Raw genomic sequence first — 26976 nt, forward strand, 5'->3', positions numbered from 1 at the left:
TTTAAATTAGGTAAGTTTTTGCCAATATCACTATAGTTTGACAAAATGGCATAGCGATGACAACGATTATTTTGCAGCCTCTGTGTTTTAAGTATTTGTATTTAAAGCCTCTGTATTTTAGGCATCTAGACTGTCAAGGCAAATACTTACCAATGGACTTAGATTGCCATGTCAAATGCGCTAAAATAGCTAGGTCAATTATATTGTGAATTTTTCATCATTTACTATCAATCACCCTTTAGAGATAACGATGCAACCAACTTCCAATTTTGCCGACCTCATTGCCTTAATGGCACGACTGCGCCAAGACTGCCCTTGGGATAAAAAACAAACCAACGACAGCCTCATTCCCTATGCCCTAGAAGAAACCTATGAGCTCGTCGAAGCCATACAATCGGGCGACATTGACGACATCAAGGGTGAGCTTGGCGATGTGCTGCTACAAGTGGTTTTTCACACTTGTCTATACCAAGAGCAGCAGCAGTTTGATATCAGTGAGGTGATTTTCACCTTACAACAAAAACTCATTCGCCGTCACCCGCATGTGTTTGACAAAGAAAATCTAAAAACCGATGAAGATGTCAAAAAACGCTGGGATGAAATCAAAGCCTTGGAAAATGCCGAAAAAGCCAAACGGGGTAAACTGGTAAAACATCGCCGCACCCTTGATGCGGTCAAGGCAGGCTCAGCGTTAATGCAAGCGCAACAACTACAAAAAACTGCCAATAAAGTCGGTTTTGACTGGGATGTGGTGTCGGGTGCGGTGGACAAATTGGATGAAGAAGTGGCAGAGCTCAAAGAAATCTTACCAATCGATGGTCAAAAACCGACGCCTGAGCAAAAAGCGCTGCTAGAAAAAGAACTGGGGGATTGTTTTTTTGCCCTAGTTAACATTGCCCGCAAACTGGGCATTGATAGCGAAAAAGCAACTTTGACCACCGTGCATAAATTTCGCTCTCGTTTTGGCTTTATTGAAGATGAGCTCGCTAAAATGGGTAAAACCCCTGAAACTGCTAGCTTAGCAGAAATGGATAACTTGTGGGATTTGGCAAAGTTAAAGGAAAAACATGACAAACCTTAATGACTTAAAGCCACTATTATTAAATCTGAACACTAATGGAAAAAGGTATAGCCTATTACTATTCTTCATTGGTGCGACTTATTCGCTTTCACTGCTACTACCCGCTATCGATTTTTCTACTATGAGCGGGGGCATTTTGCCTGGAATTGCGGTTGTTCTTTTTGGGACAATCTACTCACCTTTCGCCCTTATAAAAGGTTACTATGGAATATTAGCCATATATGCCAATTTTATATTTCTGTTTCTATTTATCAAAATACTCACTCAAACAAATCACGCAAATTTTTTGATGGTATCATTAGCTTTATTTATGTTAGTGTTAAGCGGATTTAGTTTTTCTCAATCATACCAAGTCCATTATATGTCAAGTGGGAAAATAGTTGTTTGGGGGATTGGGGCGGTATTTTGGTTTTTCAGCTTGTTTGCATTGGCTGCTTTGATTTTTTATCAGTATTTTAAGGGAAAAACCCCAAACCCAATGTATTTTATTGCCATGTTAATGATATGGTTAAGCGTGGCATTTAGTTTGCGTTATTATCAGTATCACTATATTGCGGAAGAATATAATCAAAAAGGCGCATTTCAGTGGTCTATTGTGTTTATTTCTCAAGCCCCATTCTTGGCAAAAACCAAAAAAGCAATACAAGAAGATTTAGGTTTCAATAATGATTAGCCGATGGTTAAAAAACGTTTTGCTTACCAATGCTTTTGTAGTTTACTGTGGCATTGCTTATGCCCAACCAATTTGTACCCCAACCATGACGCCCGAGCAGGCTTTTTTGGCAGTGACAAATTTGACGGGGACTAACGGTAATACCAAAAAATCCTCTGCAAATGTCCTTGCCAATTCGCCCAAAGTGATTAATATCAATACCGCCAGTGAAGCACAGCTTACACAGCTTGATGGTATCGGCGCCAAAAAAGCCCAGCAAATTATTTTATACCGGCAAATGATAGCGCCGTTTGCCACAGCGGATGACCTAGCCAACGTCAAAGGTATCGGTAAAGCGACTGTCGATAAAAATCGCCACCGCATTACCACCCAATAGTGATAGCAAAGCATGGGCAATTATCACAAGCCTATTCTCATCTTTTATATATTCTGTACTAGCAAGCAAACCGTCTCATCCTGTAGCGCTCACGTCCTACAGATAATCAATCAGTAGACAATATTTTCGCTCACTGGATTTTTTGTAACCGTGAATTAATATCCCTAGTTAGGCAGAAATTTGGTACACTAACCGCTAATAAATTTCTGCCGTTTTCATGGATTTTGGTTACTATACATGGCAAAAAAAACTCGCAAATCACCTAGCACGGCAACCGCTGCTGGCAATATCCCAACCGATTATATTTTAGATAGACAGTCGGCTCGGCGTGATGCCAAAAAACTGGGCTTAAACAAAGCTGATTTACCTAACTCCATCAAAGAAGTGATTAGCACACTGACGCAGGCGGGTTTTGAAGCCTACATCGTCGGTGGTGGGGTGCGTGATGCCTTGTTAGGCTTAAAGCCCAAAGACTTTGATGCTGTGACCAACGCCACCCCCAACCAAATCAAAGAAGTATTTGGCAAACGCTGCCGCATCATCGGAAGGCGTTTTCAGCTGTGTCATGTGTATTCTGGTCGCGATATGATTGAAGTTGCCACCTTTCGCGCGCCGCCTAAGGACAACAATCATCTCACCGAAGACGGCATGATCATGCGTGACAATGTGTGGGGTGATATCTATCAGGATGTGGTGCGCCGCGATTTTAGTATCAATGCCCTGTACTATCAGCCATTTGACGACATCGTTTATGATTTTTGTGGGGGTCTCAACGATATTGAAAACCGCACCATTCGTCTGCTCGGTGACACCCAAAAACGGGTGGAAGAAGACCCTGTACGTCTGTTACGTGCCCTGCGTTTTAAAGCAAAATTGCAGTTTGATTTTGATAACGCCTTAAACCAACAATTCAACGCGCAAAACTGGGCATTATTGGCGCAAGTATCCCCTCACCGCTTGTACGATGAAACGCAAAAAATGTTCACAGGCGGCTACTTGGTGCCGATGTTACCGCTGCTATTTGATTATGGTGCGTTTTCTCAATTGTTGTTTTACCCACCGACAACCGTGACACCGCTACTCAACCAAGTCACCATAAACACCGATAGGCGCATAGGTAGTGGTAAAAGCATTAACCCTGCGTTTTTTTATGCGACTATTTTGTGGGAAAACTATCTGTATTTATTGGATAAGTTTAAAAAGAACACACCGTTTAGCGACGCGCAAAACCAAGCCGCCAATAAAGTCTTGGATAAGCAGCGCCAGCACACAGCCATGCCCAAGTTTGCCGAGCAGTTTATTAAAGATATTTGGCTCATGCAGCCAAGACTTGCCCAGCCGCGCAAAAAAAATCTGCAAAAGCTGTTTGAAAACCCACGTTTTCGGGCTGCCTATGACTTTTTGATGATGCGTGAGCAAGTGGAAGCCAAAAACCAAGCGCTTGCCAAGCAGCATGGCGCAGCGATTACGTTGGATGATGAAAGCACCAATGGCATGGGGCATTGGTGGGCGTGGTTTCAAACCCTAGGTGCCAAGCAGCAGCAGCAAGCGATTGATGAGTTTGACCTTGAATCGGTACGTTTGCGCTTTGCCAATATTGTCAATCAAACCAGTTTTGAGGACGACAGTGTTGCTTACCAAACTAGCGATACGGTGCGTGATAATGAGGCAGACATGGGTAGCGATTTGAGTCATGGACAGCGCCGCCGCGAACGACGTCGTTTGCCGTTGGCAGCAAATAGCCAAATCGAGCATGAACTGCTGCAAGATACAGCGCTGTCTAGCAAAGCGCACAAACCAACACAGCAGCAGCAACTTGAAAAAGCCCAGCTGCAGCAATTATCGCTTGCCAGTCACACCAACTCAGCACCCGCTAAGTCACTGATTGTAGCGCCAATCACAGCGCCACAAAACGATGACCACCCATATCAGCCGACAGTTTCTGCTTCAGTATCAGCTTATACTGAGACAAGCGCACGCCCAAATAGTTCACACCCAAATAATTCGAACCTAGGTCGCTCACGCAAACGCGACAAAGCCTATTTATCGGCAGCCAGTGTACCTGCCAAACGTACGCGACGTACCCCTAGCTCAAACTGGTCGATTTTGGAGCAACGTCAGCAAGCGGATATCGCAACATCCGCTAGTGATTTGCGTGGCGAATCTGTCAGCCTTAGCAGTGAAAATAACAGCGTTACCGACACTCATACAGTGACTAAGACCGTCAATGATTCGCCACAAAATGAATCAGCGGTTGAAAATATCACGGCAAATGTCATGGTACAGCCAAAGCCAAAGCGAGCGCCACGGACGCGTAAAAAAGCGGTTACTGATAGTAAAGTCCCAGCAGAAGCGGTGACTAAGGACGAGGCAGCGGCAAAACGCACTCGCAAACGCGCGGTCAAAATCGACGGTCATCAGCCATGATTACCTGCTATATCGGTTTGGGTGGCAATATCGCAAACGCGCTTGGTACGCCAAAGCAGCATATTGCCAATGCTATTGCGGCGTTTTACGCATCGCCGCACTTTGCCAATGTTACCGCATCCTCACTGTATCAATCCAAAGCCTTTGGGGTCACCGACCAGCCCGATTTTTTTAATGCGGTGGTAAAAGTTGATACCGATTTGGCGCCCTTAGCGCTATTGGATTTTTGCCAAAGTTTGGAGAGCGCTGCCAAGCGCACGCGTTTGCGTCACTGGGGTGAGCGTAGTTTGGATGTCGATGTATTGTTGTATGGCGATGACACAATCAACCATGCGCGTTTAACCGTGCCACATAAGGGCTTATTTGCGCGTAATTTTGTGCTAATTCCGATGCTAGAGCTTGACCCAACCCTTATGGTAAATGGGCAAAAATTGGCAGATTTACCGACCAGTCAACAGTGGCAGGGCTTGGAAAAATTAACCGTGCTTTAACCCATATCAGTTAACATTGATTTTTGTAAAAATTAACAAATTATGGGCGCTATGGATTTGAAATCGCAAAAAATTAAACCATTGATAAAGTAACGTTTGACGTTTTTTGTTTTTCCTATTTCTTGTATTTGCCTGTTTCTTTTGCCCTTGCTTCTTTTAGCTTTACTTCTTTTACCCTTGATTCTTTTAACCTTGCTTTTTAAAGGAAACCGCATGAGCTACGTTAGCAACCTAGAATCTAACCCTGATTCAACAACTGAGTCAACATCTGCCGCAACGACGACCAAGCCTAAATTACCTGTGACCTTATCCACCTTAAACAAACTCAAAGCCAATGGCGAGACGTTCTCGTGCTTGACATGTTATGACGCAAGTTTTGCAGCAGCCATGCAAGTTGCAGCGATTGATACGATTTTGATTGGCGATAGCCTTGGCATGGTAGTGCAAGGACAAACCTCAACCTTGCCGGTCACAATCGCAGACATGGTATATCATACCCAAAACGTGGCTCGTGCCAACAGTCATGCACTGATTTTATGTGATTTACCTTTTATGAGCGTTGCGACGCTGGAGCGCGCACTCGATGCCAGCCAAGCGGTGATGCAAGCAGGCGCGCATGTGGTCAAAATCGAAGGCGGTGCCGAGCTTGCCACAATTGTGTCAGTGCTTGCCAACAACGGCGTGCCGACGTGCGTGCATCTAGGTTTGACGCCGCAATCCGTGAATGTGTTTGGTGGCTACAAAGTACAAGGCAAAACCGATGCTCAGGCGGAAAAACTTATGGCTGACTGTCAAGCAGTGGTAGAGGCGGGCGCCGCCATTTTACTGCTCGAATGTGTCCCTGCTGAGCTTGCCAAAAAAGTGCGTGACACTTTCCCCGTGCCAGTGATTGGTATCGGTGCGGGCGTGGCGTGTGATGGTCAAGTGCTGGTCATGCACGATATGCTTGGGGTATATACCCGTAAACCTGCCAAGTTTGTCAAAGACTTTTTGACCGACGAGCATAACGAAACCAAGGATATCACCGGGGCGTTTAAAGCCTATCATCAGGCGGTCAAAGACCGTACGTTCCCAACGCCAGCGCATAGTTTTTAGTAATCATAAAGGCAAAAAAATGCAAGTATTTCATACCATCAGCGCATTACGTGACACCTTAAAACCTTTACGCCATCAAGCGGCTGCGCCAAAGATAGCGCTGGTTCCCACGATGGGTAATTTGCACAGCGGTCACGTGACCCTCGTCAAAAAAGCCAAGGAACTTGCCGATATCGTGGTGGTCAGTGTGTTTGTTAACCCAACCCAATTTGGTGTGGGTGAAGACTTTGATACCTACCCACGCACGCTAGCGGCTGATGTGGCAAAACTTACCGATGCGGGGGCAAATTTTGTATTTGCCCCAAGCGTGGAACAAATGTACCCGACCTACCCTAACAACGTGCAAGTGCTGTCAGGCGATATCAGCAAAATCTTGTGTGCCAACACTCGCCCCACCCACTTTGATGGTGTCGGCTTGGTGGTGAGTAAACTGTTTAATATCGTCCAACCTGACATCGCTGTATTTGGCAAAAAAGACTATCAACAACTTGCCATTATCCGCCAGTTGGTCGCTGAGCTCAATTTCCCCATTGAGATTGTCGGGGTGGATATCGTACGGGCTGAGGACGGTTTGGCATTATCGTCTCGCAATCAATACCTAAGCGAAGCAGAACGTCAACTTGCCCCCACCTTACAAAAAAGCTTGCAACAGCTTGCCAGTGAGTTAAAAACTGCCAATTTTGCCGATTTTGACAAGATTATTGCCGGCGCAATTGATAAGTTAAATCGCGTGACGGTGGCTGATTCAGGCTTTAAAGTGGATTATTTGGCAGTTAAAAATCGCTTATTACAACCGCCGAAGCCCACTGATAAAGATTTGGTAATTTTGACCGCCGCTTTTTTGGGCAAGAAAACACGGCTTTTAGATAACCTAGAGTTTAGTCGCGAACTGAATCAGGAACTGAATCAGCCATCGGCTAGCGATTTTAATCAACAACTTACCACCGCATCTGTGAAGGATTAACTATGTCAAAGCTACAAGTTATCATTGTTTCAGGACGTTCAGGCTCGGGTAAGACATCGGTTCTCAATATTATGGAAGACTTTGGCTATTATCCAATTGATAATTTGCCACTCTCGCTAGTCCCTAGTGCCATTGATAAACTTGTACATGACAGCCAAATTTATAAAATCGCCATTGGTGTGGATGTACGCTCACCACAGGCGGACTTATCGCGGTTTGCTGAGGTCTATCATAAGCTGATAGAGACTTATAGCAAACCGGCGATTAAAATACTGTATGTGACTGCCCAGGAAAGCGTCCTGGTGGCACGGTTTGACGCCACGCGCCGTCTGCATCCGTTAATGGCGGTATCGGGCAATCTACCCAATGCCATCAAAAAAGAAATCGATATCTTAGAACCCATTGCTATTCGCGCTGATATCAAGATTGACACAAGCCTACTTAATATCCACCAACTCAAAGAAGTCATTCGCGATCATTTGGGTGTGGATAATGCGGTAACCGTCAATATTTTATCCTTTGGGTTTAAATATGGGGCACCGATTGATGCCGATTTTATCTTTGATGTGCGCACCCTACCAAACCCCCATTGGAAAATTGAACTGCGCAACCAGACAGGGCTAGATGATGATGTCAAAGCATTTTTTGATGACTACAGCGAAGTCGATGACATGGCGAATGATATTATCGCTTTTTTTAAAAAATGGTTACCGCCTTTTTTGCACAACAATCGCCATACCGTGACCATCGCTATCGGCTGTACTGGGGGCAAACACCGCTCTGTGTATATCGCAGAAAAGTTGGGTGAGTCACTGACCCAGTCGCTACCCAAAGAGATGGTGGTACGTATCAAGCACCGTGAAAAAAATCGCTGGTAGCACGTTTTGAATCAACTTTTTACTGATGATTGATAACTTTGAGATTAATAAATGATTAATTTTGACCAAATGGATATGGCGGTTAGCCGTACCGAACTAAAAAAAGCCCATGAGCGCCTACAGCGACTGGCTGAGCCGCTTGCCAATTTGTCAAAAAAACAAATGAAGGCACTGCCTGCCAGTGAGTTTTTTTTGGATGACTTGCTGCAGCTTGCCGATATCACCAGCCATGAAGCACGTAAACGTCACATCAAGCGTTTGGGCAAATTGCTGGCTGAAGAAGAACCGCATGCGATTGTCGAATTTTTATTTCGCCATACTTTTAGCCCTGAGCAACAAGCCAAAATTGAAAGTTGGCAAACGCGCCTAAATTTGCAAGATGACAATACCTTAAAACAATTTACCAAAACTTTTTTTGACAGTGAATTCAACACCATCAAGCAGCTGCTGATTTGGATTGCCTACGCCGAATACACCCAAGATGATGAACTGATGGAAGAGAGTGTGGCGGATTTACACACTTATATCCGCCAAGTGGCGATTTTGTCCAAAGGTAAATAGTCGGATTGACTGCCAGTTTTCTGACCCCTTATCCCTATGTGGCTTGGCTAGTGAGTATTGCTTTTTTGGTGGGTTGGGGTTGGCGCGCTAGCCTATAAGTCGATTTTTTACTGCCAAAGCTATTTTCATCATAAAATAACGTAAAATTGCTTTTATTTTATAGAGTGAGCCGCTAAGGTATGCCATCAGCCTTAGCCATCCTGTCCGCAATGAGTCATTTTCACCAGTTACGTCAACACACCCAGTCCAACCCCAACTATCCCAACCAAATTCGCCAGTGGCGCGTGATTGTCATGGCGATTTCGGCATTTATTTTTAATACCACCGAATTTGTGCCGATTGCGCTGCTCTCTGACATTGGTCATAGCTTTGCCATGCCGGTAGAAACGGTGGGGCATATGATCACTATCTATGCTTGGATTGTGGCTATTTTGTCGCTCCCTGCCATGCTTGTCACTGCCCGTATCGAACGCCGTAAGCTATTGATAGCATTATTTGTTATCTTTATCGGGGGGCATGCGGTGTCGGTGATGGCGCAAAGTTTTGCCATGCTGTTGGTTGGGCGAGCATTGATTGCGCTAGCACATGCAGTGTTTTGGTCAATTACCGCAAGCCTTGTAGTACGTATTGCGCCCAAAGATCGTCAAACCAAGGCCTTGGGGCTACTATCCATGGGTAGCGCGCTAGCGACGGTGCTTGGGCTGCCGTTAGGTCGGATGATTGGGCAGTGGCTTGGGTGGCGGATGACGTTTGGCACGATTGGTGTGGCTGCGCTCTTGGCAATGATTATGGTGTGGTGGATTTTACCAAAACTGCCGAGCAAAGATGTCGGCTCAGCCGCAAGTTTACCCAGTATCTTCAACAATATCCCCTTGCTCACTGTCTATACACTCACTGTGCTATGTGTGACGGCACACTTTACGGCGTATAGTTATATTGAGCCTTATATGCTGACGATTAGTCAGTTTAGTCAGCAATTTGCTACAGTGATTTTGCTTAGTTTTGGGGTGGCAGGTTTGCTAGCGAGCTGGCTATTTGGGCACTTTTATGACCGTTTTCCACGGGCGTTTTTGATTAGCGCGATGGCAACGCTGCTGTTTTCGTTACTAGCATCTGCTTGGCTGCCCCATGTGCCAATCTTGTGGCTTGCCCTAGCCTTGCTATGGGGCTTGGCAATTACGGCGATTAGCCTTGCTTTTCAGCTACGCGTATTGCAGCTTGCGCCGAATGCCACTGATGTAGCGATGTCAATTTTTTCAGGGATTTATAACATCGGTATCGGCGGCGGCGCGTTCGTCGGTGGATTGGTGATTGCAAGCCTAGGACTGGCTATGGTGGGTTATGTAGGGGCAGGTATCGCGCTCATTGCCATGGTTTGCCTAATGGTGTATTTGGCGCGCACCCAAAAGTAATCAAACACAGAGCTTACTTGTAATTGCGCTTGCGCTTAGACTTACGATTGGATTTGCTTGCCGCCGACTTTCGACTTTTTCCACTGACAAGTTAACTGACATTCAGCGTTTCTACCAATGCCTGTTTGAGTTTTTCTAGTCGCTCATCCGATAGCGGTTTGTCTTCATGGTCAGTGATAAAGAACATATCTTCGGCGCGCTCACCCAATGTGGTAATGCGGGCAAAATGCACTTCAATATCATGCGCCAAAAACACCTGCCCCACACGCGCAAGCAAGGCTGGCTGGTCAAGGGTTTCCAAAATCATCATATGCTGATTGGATTGCGGGTTAAAACTAAAAGACACTTTGGTGGGCACATGAAAATGCTTGAGCTGTCTAGGCATGCGTCGCTGTGCCACCTCAGGCAGCGTTGGACTAGTAAAGGCTTGTTTTAGACGCTCAACGAGGTCAGTTTGGCGCTCGGTATCGGTGAGTAGCGTGCCATGTCTGTCAAGCAGTACGTAAGAATCTAGGGCAAAATCTCGCGAAGCGGTGATGACGCGCGCATCGAGTACGTCCAAATCCATTTGGTCAAACACGGTCATGGTCACCGCAAATAAATTGGATTGGTCATGGGTGTAGATAAACACTTGCACGGCATCGAGTGCCAACTCGCGATGTTCACGCAAAATAATCAGCGGCTCAGGTTGCTCGCTCTCTGTGCGTTGTTTTTGTGCCTCATCATGCGCCATGATGGCTTTGGAATGCCAAACAATATCGCTTGGGACTTCACGCAAAAAATACTCTTCCCCTAGCCCCTCCCACAGGTTTTCAATGTCAGCCAAGCCATTATCACCCGCTAGCAAATCACGGGCACTTTGCTTGTTACTGGCAATCATGTCTTGGCGGTTCATCGGCGCATCGATATCAGCTCGCAGGATACGGCGGGTTTGGGTATATAGTTGACGCATCAAGGTTGCGCGCCAACTGTTCCAAAGCTGTGGGTTGGTGGCATTCATATCGGCAACGGTGAGCACATACAAATAATTCAAATAAGTCACATTCCCGACTTTATCGGCGAATTCTGCGACAACTTCGGGGTCAGAGATGTCTTTTTTCTGCGCGGTCATCGACATCAATAAATGCTGAGACACCAACCAGCCGACAAGTTCAGCATCGGCTTGGCTCAAGCCATGTGACAAGCAAAACTTAATGGCATCTTGCTCGCCAAGTTCACTGTGGTCACCGCCCCGACCTTTGGCAATATCATGGAAAATCGCTGCCAACACCAGCATCTCTTTACGGTCAATACGGCGGTAGATACCACTGACAAGCGGATAGGTATCAACATAATTGTCATCGGTAAAGCGGTGCAACATACGTATCAACATCAAAATATGGGCATCCACCGTATAACGGTGGAACAAGTCATATTGCATCAAACCCGTAATTTGCCCAAAAGCAGGCAAATAGCTACCTAGCACACCATAACGCTTCATGACTCGCAGTCGCCAAAATAGCAGATTTTGCTCTTTGAGATTGTCCATAAACATGGCTTTGTTGGCAGGGTCATTGCGAAAATGCTCATCAATGCCGCGCGCAGCGATTTTCAAAATCCGTAGCGTGCGGGTACGAATATGGCGAATATTTTGCTGACCCATCAACAAAAACATTTCTAAAATCGCGGTCGGATGCTGGGCAAACACCCGCGTATGCGTCACCGCAATGCGATTACCGACCAGTTTGAAGCGCTCATTAATCACCTTATGTACTGGGCGCTGTTCATCGGGTAAGCGCGCCTCAATCAACGTTTCATAGTAGTGCTGGGTGAGCATCTCAGACAATGTTGAGTTTGACATGGCATAACGGTAATAATCGCGCATAAACTGCTCGACTGCGGCATTGGGATGCGAATTGTCACGGTAACCGATGCGCTCAGCAATTAGGCGCTGATAGTCAAATAAAACACGGTTTTCATTGCGTTTGGCAATTTTGTGCAGATGATGGCGAATCAACCACAAAAAATCTTCCGCTTCTTGCAGCTCATCAAATTCTTTTTCGGTAATAAATTCTTGCTGCACCAGTCCAAACAAGTTTGTCACGCGAAAATAGCGCTTACTAATCCAGCCGACAGTATGAATATCTCGCAAGCCCCCTGGCGCGTTTTTCAGGTCAGGCTCTAGGTTATACTCCGTCGAATTATGTTTAACATAGCGCGCTTTGGCTTCTGCCATTTTGGCCTCATAAAACTTGGTTTGTGACCAGTTTTTATTGAGTAGCTGCATCGGCAACCCAGCTTGGGCAACGTTGCCCGCCAAAATTCGTGCTTCTAACAGACTTGTTGCGACCGTGATATCATCGTGACAAGCCTCATCACACTCTTCAACAGAGCGCACCACCAAAGCCGGATCAATCCCAATATCCCAGAGCCTCGCGACGAACGGGGAAATTTTTTGATTCAAGGCCTCATCAATCGGGTTTGGACTTAACAGCAATAAATCCACATCTGAAAACGGGTGCAATTCCCCACGCCCATACCCCCCTGTGGCAAACAGCGTTAAATCAGTTTGATCGAGCTCATACAACTCAAATAAGGCTGCCATCATGCTATCAATCGCACAGCAGCGCCCCATGACGACTTGGCGAATCGGTGTGCCAGATGCCAGCGCCTTATCCAAGTCCGCTTCCACTGCTGCTAACCAAGCGGGTATGCCAAGATTGGCTTCGCCTTGCAAGCTAAGCGCAGGCAGTGGGGTAAAATACGGTAGTATCGGTGGGCAAGTAAACATAGCAAATCCTAATCGACGCCATTGTTATCAGAGTTAGCAGAGCAATTTTAAGTATTACAAATTTGATGCAAAAAAGCTAGCCACCGCTTGTAGCGAAAACTTGGGCTTACGCTTAGCTTAATAGAAACTTGGGCTTAAAAGCTTAGGATAAGAAAATTATTGATTGTCAAAAGACGCTGACGCTGGCTCGTCATCAAGCAGGGTGTTGTTATGAGTGATATAGGGGCATTTGTCTTTGCGAAAGGCATGGGTCAGATGTTGTGCCACAAAATTAACAGTTTCTACGGGCTGTTCGCTAGCCGTTTCCCGCAATAGTTTGGACGGTGCATGGGTTAATGTTTGGGTGAGTTTACGGGTCAGTTCGGTCAACACGGCTTCGGCTGCATGACCATCGGCAAGCTGCTGTAAGGATTGGCTTAAAATCATATCCGCGTGATGTTTGGCTTGCTCACGGTACTGCTGAATATCCTGACCCACTTGGCGCACCAAGTATTTGCGCTCAATCGCCACCACGATTTGGCTCACCAATAATTCTGCTTCTACGGCAGCTTGGCGACGCTGTTCAAGGTTGCCTGCAATCACATGTTGTAAGTCATCGATTGAGTATAAATACACGTCATCTAGCTCACTGACGGTAGGGTCAATATCGCGAGGGACTGCTAAATCAATCATTAACATGGGCTGATGACGGCGCTGTTTTAACGCCTGTTTCACCATGGTTTTATCAATCAAGGTATATAAGCTACCGCTACAGCTAGTTACAATATCCGCTTGCGGCAACACGCTGGGTAATTGATCAAGCGGGGTAATCTCAATCTGCGGCACAATCGTTTCAAGCTCAGAGGCAAGCAGCGCGGCACGCTTAAGGCTACGATTACAGATGATGACTTTGCCGACACCTAAACCTGCGATATTGGTCGCAACCAGCCGATTCATCTCACCTGCCGCGACCACCAGCAAAGTGTTGTTGCTAGGTTTTTGAAAAATTTGGGTCACCAATTTGGCGGCGGCAAAGCCTAACGATACCGCTTGTGAGCCTACCCGCGTTTCGTTACGCACTTGTTTGGCGGCGGCAAATACTTGCTGAATCACCCAGCTAAGCTTACTCGAGATAGCTTCTTTGGCACGGGATTGGCGCACCGCCTGTTTGATTTGTCCCAAAATCTGCGGCTCGCCCAAAATCATCGAGTCTAGCCCAGACGCTACCCGCACCCAATGTAGCAGTGCATGGTTATTTTGATATTGATACAGGTGTGGCGCGATTTTTTGCATGGGCGTGTTTTTAAAAGCCGCTAACCATTCAATCACTTGTGACATCGTGCTAGTGAGGGTCTGTCCTTCGGGGGCAAGGGCATAGATTTCAGTGCGGTTGCAGGTCGATAAAATCACCGCGCCTTGGGTGATCGCTTTGAGCGAATCTAAGGCAATCGGCAAATCTTCAGCAGCAAACGCCAATTGCTCACGCATGGCAACTGGTGCTGTTTTATGATTTAACCCAATAACCAGAAGCTGCATATAACGTACTGACCTTAAAAATGACCGCGTTTATCAAAGCCGATTTTTGTGAACCCAAGTTTGCTAGCTAAGTGTGCTAGCTAAGCGACATCCAGCCTATATCAGCCTATCGACATTTGTCATGCTTGATAACACAGGGGGAAAAGTGGCAATATAAAGAAACCTACAGCAACTTAATAATAAACACTTAATAAAAGTAAATTAGAAAAGTGGATTATTATAGCATTGCTAATAACAAATGAAAAACATCCTGCTTTTTTGATTCAGGGAAATTCTTTAGCCACGCTTTGAAGCATTACAATTTGAAGCATTAACATATCTAGCATGCCTAGCATTTTGAACAGTCATTCGAGCTATCATCATATTTTTTTACTTAACTCTGCCACATCTGCTCGTTTGGTTGCTATTTACCCATACGATTTAACCATAATTCTACATAGTTTGATCAGTTGACCCCGTATAATTTAATTTTATCATGAACATTTTGTTACATCTTACTTGTTACTAATTGTAATAGTGACTGTAATTTTTAGGTACGTTACTGTCCAAGCGGGCTAAATGCGAAAGTTGTTTCCAGCGGTTATTTCATCGGCTTATTGCGCTATGCGTGGTTGTCCCCTCAATCCACGCTTTTTTGCGTCGAAATATGTCAAGCCTTATTGTTTATCGATTTATTTACCGATGCAGTTATCCACACCGCAGCAACTTTTTGTCAATCTAAAGCCCAATCTGAAATCTAACCTAAAACCGCTTGATGTATTTAAACCTTTTACCGCTTTAGGCAAAAATGTAGTCGCGACTACGCTCACGTTGGCAAGTTTATTGTTTAGCCCAGCGGTTTTTAGTGCCGGGGCAAATTTTGCATTCGCTAGTCAGTCTGTTAATAAGCCGAGTGCTGTGGCCAGCACCCACAAAGCTGCTGCCAAACCTACAGGGCGTCCTGCGCCGCCGATATTGCAGCCCGCAAGCCTAGGGAAAAACGTTGCCAGTGCGGTCACCCAGCCAAGCCTGTATGCGATTTTGATGGCAGAGTTTGCCGCAGATCGCGGTCGTATAGATCAGGCGTTAGCGACCTATAAGCAGCAGTCTTTTTTGGCGGATGCTGCCCCCGTATTTGAACGCGCACTCGGTTTATCTTTACAAAATGAACCACCACAGTTGTCACTCGCTTTTGCCAATGCGTGGCAGCAGCAAAACCCTGACCATGTGCCTGCGATTTTTTATGTGACCCATTTGGCACTCAAAGCGCACGAGTATGAATTAGCCGGTGAAAAGCTCAATCAAATTTTGCAGTACGATCCTGACGCTGATTTAAGTCAGATTTTGATTGGGATTTATCCCACCGAAACCCAAGACCAAGCTGAACTGCTCGCTACGCTCAATCGATTAGATATCAAAAACAACCCTTCACTGCTGGTGATGAAAGCAGGTCTGCTGCTACAGTTTCAACAGCCCAAAGCCGCGTTAATGGCGATTAATCGGGCGCTTAAAACCAACCCAAAAAGTCCGGCTTTTTTGATTTTAAAAGCAGATATCCTGCAAGCGTTATCGCCCAGTAATCAAGTGATTGCGTTTATTGCGCAGGCGCGTAAAACCGTGCCTGACAATAAAGCGCTATTCGTCTATCAAATTCGCTACATGCTAAAGCAAGGCAAAAGCGCGCAAGTATGGCAACAGCTCAATGCCACGGCTAATCGGCAGTTTTTAGCAGATGAAGAAATCAAACTACTGGCGGCTTTGGTAGGTATTGATTTGAAAAAATACGCCGCAGCAGATCGCTTGCTCAAAGCATTGATTGCCAGCCCCAACTTTAAGGACCAAGCCAATTATTATTTGGCTGTCAGTGCCGAACGCCAGAACCTACTCAATGATGCGATTGGCTACTATGGCAAAGTGATGCAACCTGACTTGGTACTCAAAGCCAGACAGCAACAGATTGATTTATTAATCTCGCAAAGTCGTTTTGAGGAAGCAATTGCCAGTAGCGTCAAATTACGGGAACAATTTGACAGTTTTGCGCCGCAAAGCTACATCATGCAAGCCAATATTTTGCAAAAAAATAACCAAACCGCGCAAGCGTTAGCCTTGCTTAATAGTGCACAAACCAGTTTACCCAATAATACCGATATCTTATTTGCCAAAGTATTGTTACTGCCCGATGATGATTACGCCAGTAAACTGCGATTGTTAAAAGAGTTGATTCGCCTTGCACCGGCAAACGTGGATTATCAACTCGAGTATGCGCAAACCTTGGTCAATTTAAAACAAAATAATGAAGAAGTGACCGCCCTACTGACGGCATTAATCAATGACAAAGAAGTCGGTTTAAAGGCGCGGCAAATATTGTCCCAGCAAGCGCTGCATCAGGCTAATAACGCTACCGTCATTAGTCTGTTATCGGATAATTTTGATATCGTACCCGATGTGATTAGCGGCTTGCTGCTACAACAAGCCTACTTAAATTTGGGCAACCAAAAAGAAGCTGAGCGCATCAACCAAATCTTGGTCAATGAACTTGGTTATCAGCCCGAAAATCTGCAATAGCACTGCCTAAAATCGTCTCTGAGCATGACTCTAAGCATGACGACTAGCAAGTAATGACGGTTGTAAGCCAGATAAACAACAGATAAATGGCAGGAAAACGACAGATAAATAATAACCGCTTTTTCACCAATTTGAGCAGTTAAGCAAAACAGGCTTAACAATAGCTATTTTTTATAGTTTACCCATCAGTTTTTTAAACCATCATGCTTGAGCAAAACCCGTTAACATTTGATGAAAACTTGATTAACATTTGAGGATATTATGCATTTATTACCAGCTATCACCAGCAAAATCACCAGCAAAATCACGGGATTAACTATTGCCTGTTTGGGTATCAGTAGTATACTGCTAACAGGATGTCAGTCAGTACAGGCAACGACCAAACCCATCACAGCCAAACCTGTCGCCACAGTGATGACAACCCCTGTGGTCAATACCCAAACAGCCACAGCGCCATCGACCACCACTAATCAGCAAGCGGCTACAAGTACGCTACCAAGCGCGCAATTTACCATCAATGGTAAAATTGGCATGACCACGCCGCAGCAGGCAGGTAGCGCGTTTTATATTTGGACACAGCAAGGTCAAAACTTTGCCATTGAAATTGCCGGTGCGATGAATGCCGGTCAAACCAAAATCAGCTACAATGGTCAATCTGCGACGTTAACCAACGAAAAAGGCACCATCAATGCCGCTACCCCTGAAGAATTGCTATTACGTGCAACCGGTTGGCAAGCGCCCATCTCACAGCTGCCTTACTGGATTCAAGGTCAGCCAGCGCCCAGTGATGCCAATGATAAAAAAGACAGCACTAATCGCCTAGTGAGTGCCCAAAATGGCGATTGGACAGCCACCTTTAGCTATAGCAACAGTAACGATAAACTGCCTTCTCGCTTAACTGCCAGCCATCCCGATGGCTATAAAGTGGTGATGACCATCAATCGGTTAAGCTAGCCATGCAACCATGAAACCAAAAAAAAGCGTGGGGTGTTCCTCAACGCTTTTTTATACCACCAACTGTTAGCATTATGAATTTTTTGCGGACGTATTTTTAGCATACAACCGACACCGACACCAAGCCCATGCCACTGCCGCGCAAATCCCCCATGCCAAGCTCATAGATACCAGCGTATGACTGAAAAAATGGTCACCTATCAACATTTTATACCCACCCATTAGCCAAGCTATCACCGTCACCATCGCTGCGATTTGCCAGCGCTTGTGCCAAAGACTTGGGATAAACGCCCAAGCATACAGGGCAAACCCAGCACTGGCGTGCGCCGCAGGGAAACATTTTGAGCGGGTTCCGGCTTGGATGTTTTCTAGTATCGTTAGATAGGGATACTCACCGCCAAAAATTTGCAAGTGATTGGGACACACCACATGAGTCACCCCTTTAAGCGATGCGATAATCAAAGGTACCAACACCATCGCGACTAAAAGATAGCCCATTTCAGCCAGTGATAGTGGGCTAAAAGGCTTAAACCATGCCTGTTGCTTGGCAAGCCAGTGACTTGAAGGACGGCGTTGTAATAAATAGCGTTGTAGCCATGCGATTGCCATATAGACTTCAAACGCAATTAATAGTCTTTTGGGAAGGGTATAAAAAATTAAGTTAGGCAGTAGTGATTCTTTGGCAAGCAGCCAGCCATCTGTGGGGGAATAAAAATACTGACTGATGGCTACATCGATGGCACTGTGCTCCAGCGTTAGCGTAAAGATAATCGCCAGCACCAGTCCGAGCACGGTCTGCCTACTGGCAAAATTTTTTAATTTAGCGATTTGTATACTCATCTATTTTGAACCATCTATCTTGCCGTCACTGTCGCTGAAGTTGGACACACTTTTTATGTCTAACATTACTTAAATGGCTCTAATTACCCAAATGGCTTTACTAGATAACTTTACTTGATAAATAATGGTTTGCCTTGTACGGTTTGCGCACGCACATCAAACAGTTTTAACAAAGTTGGGGTAATGGCATCATGGGTGAGTTCGGTATTAGATGGCACTGCTTGAATGCCTGAGTGCTTACCTGCCCAAAACATCAATGCGACGTGTTTTTGCGCTTTAGGCGCGATTTTATAAGGCATGCCATGTAAATAAATGCCGTTTTCGCCCAGACTTTCACCGTGGTCACTGACATACAGCATTGCCACTTGGTGGGTGCTGTCATATTTGTCTAACCAGTTCACCGTTTTTGCCAAAAAGTCATCCGTGGCAAGTAGCGCATTGTCAAAGGCATTAATCAAGCTTTGTGGGTCGCATTTGGCAAGTTCATTGGTTTGGCAGACTGGGGTGAATTTTTCAAATTGCTTATCATATCGTTTAAAATACGCAGGTCCGTGATTACCCATTTGGTGCAGCACAATTAGGGTGTCCTGGTTAAGCGTATTCTGGTTAGCTTGTTGTTTGACGTAGTCATCTAAGCCTACTAGCATACCCACATCGCGGCACTCGCCATAGGGGTTGGTATTACACATCGTATTGTTGCGCGCGGTTTTATAATCGACAAAATTCTCCGCTGGCAAACGATTAGTGACGCCTTTTGAGCTTGAGTTGTTATCACGCCACAAGATATTGACCTTTAGGCGATGTAAAGTATCAAGTACATTTTCTTGGTAGTTGGCGGTATCCACATCGTAGTCTTTCATACCCACATAACTAAACATACAAGGCACCGAATAAGCGGTTGAGGTACCGCAGGCGATGACTTGATTAAAATTAGTTACCCCAGCCATCGCTGCCATCTGCGGGAAGGTGGTTCGGTTATACCCATTTAGCTGCACATGGTCACCGCGCGCGGTTTCCCCGACCACCAATACCATCAGTTTTGGCTTACGGGTGGTGGGGTTCTTCACCTGCACCGCATCGGTGGCATGCATGATTTGTGTTTTGGGAGCTTGTGCTTGTTTGAGCTGTATACTGGCAAGTTTACCCAGTGCATATACAGGGGTGGCAGGATTGGTATAGCTACGAAGCTGTTTATGTTCACGGAAAAAACTGGCGTAATTTTTACTCATCGCCAAAATCGGTAACACCACCAAGCCGAGGCTGACCAAATACGTCAAGCCGCGCTGCAATAGACTGCGCTTGATGGGGGGAAATGTGACCTTTTGCCACGCCACCCACACACTAGGCAATACCCCAAGCAATAAAATCCGTAAGATAAAATTGACGTTAAACAAATCAGCGCTTTCTGCTTTATCGGTTTGTAGCGCGTTTTGTAGCATATTGACATCATAGACAGTGCCATAAGTATCAGTAAAATATGCCGTGACTGCCGCGGTCAATAGCAAAAAAATCAATACCGCTTTAAGGGTGTAACGATAGCTAAGCAGCACAATAACCAGTAGCATGACACCGAATAGCACCAATGGCAATGAGCCTATAAACCCAATATGCTGGGCAAACGGATAGACTTCAGTGGCTTTATCAAAGAAAGTAATATTGGCGGTCAGGGTCAAAAATAGCGCGACAATACCCATCATCACATAAGCATTGATACCTTGAGTACTGATACCTTGAGCATTGCCACTTTTAGTATTAATACCTTGCTGACGCCCTGCTAACCATCGAGAGTTATTCACTGACATACGATTACTCACCTTATCTAAATGCACCAAAAAATAGCCATTATATAATAACCAAATTTAGGATGAGGCTATCATACAGATTTAGCTTAACTGAACCTTAAGACACCCATCCATCAAGCAATTATGCCAAAAAAACCACCGCCATCGCTACAAACATTGGGTGGTGACAGCGACACAGAGAGTTGATAACGCTAGGCGGTGGCAGCCTGTAAACTGGCAAACGGAATAAAGGCGAGTAATGGCTCATAATCCTGTTTGAGCTCACGTTTTCGATAATAATCTTCTACCATACGCGCTTGCTGCTCTATGCCATAACGACCAAATGGCTTATTCGCTTGCAGCTCGTAGCTATAGCGCCGATTGAGCAGGGCGCGGCGAAACACCTTAACGCCTTGTTGGATTTGCCAGACATGGGTCAATTCATGCACCAGCCACGCGCGCAGATAGACATTTTGCTGACTAAAATCATCACAAAAATCTGCTGGATGAAAATACACATGACCATTGGGACTGACCGCATAGCCTTTAAGCACCCACCATGCGGTTTTTAGGCGTATACTATCAAGCTGTAACGTATCACCAAATACGCTACCCGCGATGGCTTTTTCGCCCTCGGTTAGTGGACGGCATCGAGCAGGTTGTTTTGAAAAACACATCATCATTTCACAGAGTTTGTCCAAGATTTGGTTAAGCCAAAAAAGCCATCGCGCCTTGCCAAAGCCTTACTAAAGCATTGCCAAAGCATTGCAGGCTTTTATTTGTATCAAAAAATACGGTATAACAATTACAAGTTTATCGGTATCCTAGTGACTATTTTATACTAAATCACCATGACCTAACCAAAACGTGCGCGAATTAAAAAGGAGGGCTTTATGCCATTAGAATCCGTTGCCATCAATCACTTTGAAAACAACAGCATTGACGATCCTGAACTCAAATTGCGGGTGGAAAAATTGTACGACAGCTCGCCTGAGTTTGCTACAGGTCGTGATGCTGTGGCGTTTTTTGAAAAAGCCTTCGCCAAAGGTGATATCCTGTATGTGGGGATGTTTAATGAAAAACCGATTGCCGCGATGGGCTGCTTTAATGAAGGCATCGAGTCTAGCCGATTGTTACAGTATATTGTGCTGCATCCCGCCAATCGCGGGCGCGGTCTTGCCCCAAAATTCGTCAAACAAGTCACCGACATTGAGCGCAAAAAAGGCAATACCAAGTTTGTACCCGGCTGCGGCGCCATTCATCGTATTTTAGCCATGTACGAATTGATATAAAGGCAGATTTTGCCACTCGGTAGCAACTTTTTGCAAAAAGTTTAAAATAGTGCTTGACACCTTTGGCGATTTTTAGTTTAATAGCCGCTCAAATACTGATGCTGACAAACATGGCGCGGTAGCTCAGTCGGTAGAGCAACGGATTGAAAATCCGTGTGTCGGCAGTTCGATCCTGCCCCACGCCACCATCATTTGTCTTAGGTATACATCTATTAACCCCAAGCTTATTAGTTTGGGGTTTTTTGTTGTCGGTTATTTTTATATCATTGACCCCTATCAATTACCGCCAAACTTAACTGTCTAGCGGTTTTATCAGCTTAAATCTTGGCACAGCTTCGCCATTGACTGCCACCGTTTCGGCAAACATCGCAAGCGGCCGTACCCAAACCCCATACGCTTGGTAGAGCGCACGGTAGACGACCAATTCCTCTTCAGTCTCGCTATGTTTGGCGATGTGCAGCACTTGGTACAGATTGCCTTTGTAGTGCTGATAAATGCCCAATTTAATCTCAATCACGAGTTTTAACATCCAACAATTCAATGTCAAAGGTTAAGTCTGAATTTGGCGGGATTTTCCCGATTTGGCGCTCACCATACGCCAAGTGACTTGGCACGATAAGTTTGCGCTTACCACCGACTTGCATGGGCATGAGATGGGCAGGGTTTTCAACTTGGGCTTGATAGCCGATTTTTTGGGCGTATTCGCCACCCAAAACGCCCACGTCCCAACCTTTAATCACCCGCCCTGTGCCAATCACGGCTTCAAAGGGTTGCCCGCGGTGATGCGATGAGTCAAATACCGTGCCATCTGGCAAATAGCCTGTATAATGCGCAGTAATCAGTGCCCCACGCTCGGCGGTTTTGCCTGTGCCGATAATTAGGTCCTGAAATTGCAGTTTACTTGTCATATTTATTTTCCGTTATTTTCATTATTTTCCCTTATGGGAGAGTTGGGTAAACTCTTGTACTTGCTGACACAGTATGTCCCATAGGTTAAGCTGGGCATTGACGCTGCCCCACGCATTATGCGGGGTGAAAATCACTCTTGGGTGGTCTTTAAGTGTGAGTAATGGGTCATTATCTTTAATCGGCTCATCTTCAAACACATCTGCCCCATAGCCTAATAATTTACCTTGTGTAACGGCATCAGCCACTGCCTGACTATCGACCACGCCACCGCGCGCGACATTGATAATCAACGGTTTTTTTGTCATCTTGGCAATGGTATCGGCATTCACTAAATGCTGCGTTTGCTCCGTCAATGGACAATGTAGGGTAATGACATCGGACTGAGCAAGGACATCATCAAACGCGCTATAGTCGCTATTTCTTGGCGGTTTGTTTTGGTGTTCGGCTATCAATACCGTCATACCAAAGACTTTGGCAATTTCCCCAACCCGTTTACCAATCGTGCCATAGCCAATAATGCCCAGTGTTTTGCCTTCAAGGTCAATGAGTGGCGTGTCGAGCAGACAAAAGCGACCATCTTTTTGCCAGTCTCCATTGACCACTTCATGATGATAATGGCGAGCCGCTCGCATGGCTGAGAGTATCAGCATAAAGGTATGTTCGGGGACGCTTTTGACCGCATAGCCTGCGACGTTTTTAATAGTAATGCCGTGTTTGTCACAAGCGTCTTTATCGACGTTGTTCATGCCTGTGGCGGTCAGTTGGATGAGTTTAAGCTTTGGGAGCTGCGCGATAATTTCGGCGGTAAGCTCAACTTTATTGGTGATAACAATATCCGCGTCTTGGCAGCGCTCAATGATGATTTTGGGGTCATTGGGCGTTTGCGCATAGACTTGATAGTCGCTCAGTCCGTGTGGGGGTGTTAATGCTAAATCAGTGGAAAAGGTGGCTCGGTCGAGGAAGATGGCTTTCATTTTTAAATTCCTTTTTATTCAAATAGTTCGCTATGTGTTCCTGCACGAGTAAAATAAACTGTCTCAAATTTTGTGATGGTTTGAATTTTGTAGATTAATAAAAAATCGCCACCCACATGTAACTCTCGAAATCCTGCCCAATTTCCTTTTAGTTCATGGTCTTTCCACTCTGCCCCTAACGACTCATTATTGGCAATTAATAACAGCATGACTTCTTTGAGCCTGACCATGTCATAACGTCCTGTTTTCACTAGCCTTTGCCAATCATTCAAAAAATCTTTGGTAAAATCTGAGGCTCTTGGTAAATTCGTGCGTTTTGAATTAATCGGCTTTTTCGAGGGCATCAAACAATTCCTTGTTACTGCTAAATCGGGCTTGCTTGTCTGCAATCATGGCTTCAACGTCTTGCATCGCACGTTGCGTGGTGGCGTTAGGAATTGCGACGTCAAACGGAATAGACTTTGTTGCCGTAACTTGACGTAAAAATAGACGAATCGCTTGCGCAGGCTTAATACCCAGTTCATCAAACACTTCAAAGGCTTGGCGCTTTTCATCGGCATCAAGTCGAAATTGATACATAGTTGATTGTGTCATAGCTACTGACCTCTATAAAAAGCAAAAAATGTAGTGACATTGTCACTACATTTTAAAATAAAACCCTTGGTTAAGCAATAGACTTCAGGAAATCGTCACTTTGGCATACGCTTTTTTGCCTGCTTGAATCACCACCGTTTGTCCTGCACTGAGGGCAAATCCTGCATCCACCACCTGCCCGTCCACTTTCACCGATTGGTTTTTCAAAAAGTCTTTCGCTTGCGCTGAGTTTTTTACCAAATTGGCTTGGTTTAACACTTGGGTGATAAATAACTGCGCTTGACCATCAAGGCTAATCGTCACCTCTGGCAAATCCACTGGCAACTCACCTTCTACCAAGCGATTGCCCGCTGATTTGTGAGCATTTTCGGCGGTTTCTTTGTCATGGAAACGCTCAATCAGCTCTAGTGCCAAAATACGTTTGACTTCTTGCGGATTGCGCCCGTTTTCAATGTCTCTTAGCAAGGCTTCGACTTCATCCATGGGTTTGAAGCTAAGTAACTCAAAATAACGCGCAATCAAAGTGTCTGGCATAGACAAGATTTTTTGGTACATGGAGCCTGCGCTGTCATAAATACCGATGTAATTGCCAAGCGATTTACTCATTTTTTGTACACCGTCTAAGCCTTCCAAAATCGGCACAGTGATACACACTTGTGGCGTTTGACCATAGCGGGATTGCAAGGTGCGACCCATGAGTAGATTAAAGGTTTGGTCAGTACCACCTAGCTCAACATCAGCTTGCATGGCGACTGAGTCATAGCCTTGCACCAGTGGGTACAAAAATTCATGAATCGAAATCGGCGTTTGTGAGGCATAGCGTTTTGAGAAGTCATCGCGCTCGAGCATACGAGACACGGTTTGCTGGCTTGCCAAACCAATCATGTCGCCTGCCGACATTTTGCTAAACCAGTCAGAGTTAAACATCACTTGGGTTTTGGCAGGGTCAAGGATTTTAAATACTTGCGCTTTATAAGTTTGGGCATTCTCCAGGATTTTTTCTTCAGACAACGGCGGACGAGTGGTATTTTTACCCGTTGGGTCGCCAATGCGCGCGGTATAATCCCCAATCAAAAATAACACTTGGTGTCCCAAATCCTGAAAATGCTTGAGTTTATTGATTAAAACCGTATGGCCCAAGTGCAAATCGGGTGCAGTCGGGTCAAACCCTGCTTTGACTCGCAGTGGGCGGTTTTCTTTAAGTTTTTTAATTAAATCGTCTTGCGAAATAATTTCGTGCGTACCACGTTGGATGAGTTTGAGTTGTTCTTCTGCTGCTAAAAATCTATGAGTAGAATCGGTCATGCTTACCTCGAAAAAAGCGCGGGTTAAAACGGCTGAAAAAAAAGTGAAGTTTAGCCATTATAGCAAATTTGCAGATAAAATAAGGCAGGCTTTTAGTATGCTATAATCAAGGCACTCTCTACTTTGACAGCCCTAACGAGAATAATTATGAGCCAAACGTTGCCGACTGGACTACCTGCCAACCTGCCTTTTGATGAAGGATTTTTTAGCCATTTTACTGATATCATGGATGATATGATGACCATCAAAGAAAACCCGCTTGCCGACTCACCGTATGTGATTGGCATGATGGGTGGCACTAGCCTTGACGGACTCGATGCGGTGCTGTGCCAGTTTTATGAGATTGATGAAGACAATGATGAGCCTGTCGAGATTTTGGCGACGGTAAGCGAGCCGTTTCCTGCTGATTTACGCGCGGTGTTGTTAGCGCTCACCCAACCAAACGGGGTGGCACAACTCATCGCTGATGATAATTTGGCGTTCGAGAGCGAACTGGATGTATTCGGTTGGGCGAGTGTATTTTATGCTGAGTTTGCCGCAAATTTGGTCAATCAATTGCTCGAGAAAGCGCAGGTGACCCCTGATGAAGTAACCGCGATTGGTTGTCATGGGCAAACTGTGCGCCATCGCCCACAGTGGTCATTTAGCTTGCAACTGCTTGACCCGAATGTACTCGCTGAGCGCACTACTATTGCGGTGGTGAGCGATTTTCGGCGCCGTGATATGGCAGTGGGTGGGCAAGGCGCGCCACTCGTGCCTGCGTTTCACCAAGCCATGTTTGCTACACCGCCTTATCATGCCGATAAAGTCATGCCAAAAGTGATTTTAAATTTAGGCGGTATCGCCAATATCACGGTACTTGATGGCAGTGATGATGTGATTGGATTTGATACAGGGGTGGCAAATTTGCTCATTGATGGTTGGTGCCAGCGTCATACCCAACAAGCTTATGATCACAATGGCGATTGGGGGAAGTCGGGGCAAGTGCTTGAGCCGTTATTAAATTTGCTTTTAACCCACCCATTTTTTGCCAAGCCGTTCCCAAAAAGCACTGGTCGAGAGGAGTTTAATTTGGCTTGGCTTGACGCTATGCTAGAACAATTGGGTCAGCAATTCCCCACTTTGGCGTATTCACCTGCCGATGTGCAAGCGACGTTGGTGGAGCTTACCGCTAAATCCGTCAGCGATGCCATTGTGTCCGTCACTGATGGTGCGCAAGGCGAGCTGTTTGTGTGTGGTGGTGGGGCGTTAAATGCCTATTTAATGAGCCGTTTACAAGATAATTTAGCCACTTGGAGCATACAAACTACCGACAAAATTGGGTTGTCGCCGTTATGGGTCGAAGCCGTAGCGTTTGCGTGGCTGGCTCAGCAGACGATTTTGAACGTACCGAGTAACTTGCCGAGTGTCACAGGGGCAAATAAAAAAGTGGTGTTGGGGCAGGTGTGTTTTTAACACGGCATGTATTTTTTACGTCGACAATGACATTGATAGCACTTACTTATAGCGCTTAAATTATAGCCCTTAACTTATAGCCTTT

Annotated in this window: 25 protein-coding genes and 1 tRNA gene; 15 read left to right on the forward strand and 11 right to left on the reverse strand. The window is 45.5% G+C overall.

Annotation, left to right across the window (positions count from 1 at the left end; all coding sequences use genetic code 11):
* Positions 1-250 precede the first annotated feature (250 nt).
* The 10 genes from mazG to ACAM39_RS11100 all read left to right on the forward strand — a co-directional run bounded on the left by mazG (position 251) and on the right by ACAM39_RS11100 (position 9958).
* Positions 251-1081 carry a nucleoside triphosphate pyrophosphohydrolase gene (gene mazG / locus ACAM39_RS11055; protein ID WP_369627709.1) on the forward strand — a complete coding sequence of 277 codons (831 nt, stop codon included), beginning with the start codon at positions 251-253 and terminating at the stop codon, positions 1079-1081.
* Positions 1068-1754: a hypothetical protein gene (locus ACAM39_RS11060; RefSeq protein ID WP_050325281.1), complete on the forward strand. Its 687-nt coding sequence runs from the start codon at positions 1068-1070 to the stop codon at positions 1752-1754. The genes mazG and ACAM39_RS11060 overlap by 14 nt, the downstream gene beginning before the upstream one ends.
* Positions 1747-2130, forward strand: coding sequence for a ComEA family DNA-binding protein (locus tag ACAM39_RS11065; protein WP_369627710.1), 384 nt, complete (start codon positions 1747-1749; stop codon positions 2128-2130). The genes ACAM39_RS11060 and ACAM39_RS11065 overlap by 8 nt, the downstream gene beginning before the upstream one ends.
* A 237-nt stretch (positions 2131-2367) precedes the next feature.
* Entirely contained in the window at positions 2368-4557 is a 2190-nt protein-coding gene (pcnB, locus tag ACAM39_RS11070; protein WP_369627711.1) for a polynucleotide adenylyltransferase PcnB, read from the forward strand.
* Complete coding sequence (gene folK, locus ACAM39_RS11075; protein ID WP_369627712.1) at positions 4554-5048, forward strand: 2-amino-4-hydroxy-6-hydroxymethyldihydropteridine diphosphokinase; 495 nt, start codon at positions 4554-4556, stop codon at positions 5046-5048. Before pcnB ends, folK begins: the two co-directional genes overlap by 4 nt.
* Before the next feature lie 213 nt (positions 5049-5261).
* Complete coding sequence (gene panB, locus ACAM39_RS11080) at positions 5262-6143, forward strand: 3-methyl-2-oxobutanoate hydroxymethyltransferase (RefSeq protein WP_369627713.1); 882 nt, start codon at positions 5262-5264, stop codon at positions 6141-6143.
* Between the two features lie 19 nt (positions 6144-6162).
* Positions 6163-7107, forward strand: a complete 945-nt coding sequence (panC, locus tag ACAM39_RS11085) for a pantoate--beta-alanine ligase (protein WP_369627714.1) — start codon at positions 6163-6165, stop codon at positions 7105-7107.
* Between the two features lie 2 nt (positions 7108-7109).
* Complete coding sequence (rapZ, locus tag ACAM39_RS11090) at positions 7110-7985, forward strand: RNase adapter RapZ (protein ID WP_369627715.1); 876 nt, start codon at positions 7110-7112, stop codon at positions 7983-7985.
* Between the two features lie 51 nt (positions 7986-8036).
* Positions 8037-8546 (forward strand): ribosome biogenesis factor YjgA, encoded by a 510-nt coding sequence (gene yjgA / locus ACAM39_RS11095; protein ID WP_313426082.1) that lies wholly within the window; start codon positions 8037-8039, stop codon positions 8544-8546.
* Between the two features lie 179 nt (positions 8547-8725).
* On the forward strand, positions 8726-9958 hold the full coding sequence (locus tag ACAM39_RS11100; RefSeq protein ID WP_369627716.1) for a sugar transporter: 1233 nt from the start codon (positions 8726-8728) through the stop codon (positions 9956-9958).
* Positions 9959-10049: 91 nt separating this feature from the next.
* Here the strand turns inward: ACAM39_RS11100 and glnD are convergent, their stop codons facing one another.
* Both glnD and hemA read right to left on the reverse strand, forming a co-directional pair.
* A complete protein-coding gene (gene glnD / locus ACAM39_RS11105; protein WP_369627717.1) occupies positions 10050-12728 on the reverse strand; it encodes a [protein-PII] uridylyltransferase in 2679 nt (892 codons plus the stop codon).
* Between the two features lie 156 nt (positions 12729-12884).
* Positions 12885-14243, reverse strand: a complete 1359-nt coding sequence (hemA, locus tag ACAM39_RS11110; protein WP_369627718.1) for a glutamyl-tRNA reductase — start codon at positions 14241-14243, stop codon at positions 12885-12887.
* A gap of 558 nt (positions 14244-14801) precedes the next feature.
* On the opposite strand from hemA, the gene ACAM39_RS11115 reads away from it, so the two are divergent.
* Both ACAM39_RS11115 and lolB read left to right on the forward strand, forming a co-directional pair.
* The gene (locus ACAM39_RS11115; protein ID WP_369627719.1) at positions 14802-16787 is read left to right on the forward strand and encodes a tetratricopeptide repeat protein; all 1986 of its coding nucleotides are present in this window, start codon (positions 14802-14804) and stop codon (positions 16785-16787) included.
* Positions 16788-17048: 261 nt separating this feature from the next.
* Complete coding sequence (lolB, locus tag ACAM39_RS11120) at positions 17049-17741, forward strand: lipoprotein insertase outer membrane protein LolB (RefSeq protein ID WP_100270734.1); 693 nt, start codon at positions 17049-17051, stop codon at positions 17739-17741.
* 72 nt (positions 17742-17813) lie between these two features.
* On the opposite strand, the gene ACAM39_RS11125 is transcribed toward lolB, so the two are convergent.
* The 3 genes from ACAM39_RS11125 to ACAM39_RS11135 all read right to left on the reverse strand — a co-directional run bounded on the left by ACAM39_RS11125 (position 17814) and on the right by ACAM39_RS11135 (position 21039).
* Positions 17814-18581, reverse strand: coding sequence for a PAP2 family lipid A phosphatase (locus ACAM39_RS11125; protein ID WP_369627720.1), 768 nt, complete (start codon positions 18579-18581; stop codon positions 17814-17816).
* A gap of 110 nt (positions 18582-18691) precedes the next feature.
* Entirely contained in the window at positions 18692-20383 is a 1692-nt protein-coding gene (locus tag ACAM39_RS11130) for a phosphoethanolamine transferase (protein WP_369627721.1), read from the reverse strand.
* Positions 20384-20574: 191 nt separating this feature from the next.
* Positions 20575-21039 carry a type IV secretion protein Rhs gene (locus tag ACAM39_RS11135; protein ID WP_369627722.1) on the reverse strand — a complete coding sequence of 155 codons (465 nt, stop codon included), beginning with the start codon at positions 21037-21039 and terminating at the stop codon, positions 20575-20577.
* Between the two features lie 216 nt (positions 21040-21255).
* On the opposite strand from ACAM39_RS11135, the gene ACAM39_RS11140 reads away from it, so the two are divergent.
* Both ACAM39_RS11140 and ACAM39_RS11145 read left to right on the forward strand, forming a co-directional pair.
* Positions 21256-21654, forward strand: coding sequence for a hypothetical protein (locus ACAM39_RS11140; protein WP_369627723.1), 399 nt, complete (start codon positions 21256-21258; stop codon positions 21652-21654).
* Positions 21655-21766: 112 nt separating this feature from the next.
* Positions 21767-21842, forward strand: a tRNA-Phe gene (locus ACAM39_RS11145).
* A gap of 104 nt (positions 21843-21946) precedes the next feature.
* On the opposite strand, the gene ACAM39_RS11150 is transcribed toward ACAM39_RS11145, so the two are convergent.
* From ACAM39_RS11150 to tyrS, 6 genes are all read right to left on the reverse strand, one after another.
* Positions 21947-22183, reverse strand: coding sequence for a DUF1653 domain-containing protein (locus ACAM39_RS11150; protein ID WP_227523078.1), 237 nt, complete (start codon positions 22181-22183; stop codon positions 21947-21949).
* Positions 22164-22562, reverse strand: a complete 399-nt coding sequence (locus ACAM39_RS11155; protein ID WP_201665256.1) for an FKBP-type peptidyl-prolyl cis-trans isomerase — start codon at positions 22560-22562, stop codon at positions 22164-22166. Before ACAM39_RS11155 ends, ACAM39_RS11150 begins: the two co-directional genes overlap by 20 nt.
* 21 nt (positions 22563-22583) lie before the next feature.
* Positions 22584-23537, reverse strand: coding sequence for a D-2-hydroxyacid dehydrogenase (locus ACAM39_RS11160; RefSeq protein WP_201665254.1), 954 nt, complete (start codon positions 23535-23537; stop codon positions 22584-22586).
* A 14-nt stretch (positions 23538-23551) separates the two neighbouring features.
* Positions 23552-23881 carry a type II toxin-antitoxin system YafQ family toxin gene (locus ACAM39_RS11165; RefSeq protein WP_369627724.1) on the reverse strand — a complete coding sequence of 110 codons (330 nt, stop codon included), beginning with the start codon at positions 23879-23881 and terminating at the stop codon, positions 23552-23554.
* Positions 23859-24131 carry a type II toxin-antitoxin system RelB/DinJ family antitoxin gene (locus tag ACAM39_RS11170; protein ID WP_369627725.1) on the reverse strand — a complete coding sequence of 91 codons (273 nt, stop codon included), beginning with the start codon at positions 24129-24131 and terminating at the stop codon, positions 23859-23861. Before ACAM39_RS11170 ends, ACAM39_RS11165 begins: the two co-directional genes overlap by 23 nt.
* 84 nt (positions 24132-24215) lie before the next feature.
* On the reverse strand, positions 24216-25436 hold the full coding sequence (gene tyrS, locus ACAM39_RS11175) for a tyrosine--tRNA ligase (protein ID WP_369627726.1): 1221 nt from the start codon (positions 25434-25436) through the stop codon (positions 24216-24218).
* A gap of 225 nt (positions 25437-25661) precedes the next feature.
* Between tyrS and ACAM39_RS11180 the strand changes: the two genes are divergently transcribed.
* Positions 25662-26891, forward strand: coding sequence for an anhydro-N-acetylmuramic acid kinase (locus tag ACAM39_RS11180; RefSeq protein ID WP_369628613.1), 1230 nt, complete (start codon positions 25662-25664; stop codon positions 26889-26891).
* Positions 26892-26976 lie beyond the last annotated feature (85 nt).

It is taken from the genome of Moraxella sp. K02, assembly GCF_041154755.1.
Classification (GTDB): Bacteria; Pseudomonadota; Gammaproteobacteria; order Pseudomonadales; family Moraxellaceae; genus Faucicola.